The 387-nt window shown below is 63.3% G+C and carries 1 protein-coding gene; it reads left to right on the top strand.

Features of this window, described 5'->3' with window-relative positions; all coding sequences use genetic code 11:
* Positions 1 to 253, top strand: a 253-nt coding sequence (locus I6F21_RS38510; protein WP_225184489.1) for a hypothetical protein, incomplete at its 5' end; no start/stop codon positions are given.
* Between the last annotated feature and the right edge of the window lie 134 nt (positions 254 to 387).

Below are 387 nucleotides of genomic sequence, written 5' to 3'. Positions count from 1 at the left end.
AAAGAAGACTGCTGAGTCGGTACGCTATTCCGTCGGCGGTGGGCAGGTCATGACCGGCAAGCAGTACGTCGACCTGTGCATCGCGGAAGGCTTCTCGCAGATTGTTCCTTCGCGGCGCGGCAATGCTGTCAGCTACCTCTTCGTCGATCCGAAGCGCGACCTGGGCAGGCCACTGAAGGTGAAGGACGGCACCCTGGACTATGCACGCGCTTGCTTGAGTACACCGGCAGAGCGTGTGCCGGCGTACGCCTGACGCCAATCTCTTTCACGCGCCAGTCCCTGCCCCTCCATCACGGGGGCAGGGCGGCCGTTTCTACCCCCTTGCGCGTGTGGCGCCGCGCCGCGCAACCTGCTAACCTCTCCTTGCTGAAAAGCGCTGTTCGGACT

It is taken from the genome of Bradyrhizobium sp. NBAIM03 (genome assembly GCF_020194055.1).
GTDB lineage: Bacteria > Pseudomonadota > Alphaproteobacteria > Rhizobiales > Xanthobacteraceae > Bradyrhizobium > Bradyrhizobium yuanmingense.
The sequence above is the reverse complement of the archived record's forward strand: the minus strand, read 5'-3'. Positions and strand labels throughout refer to the sequence as shown.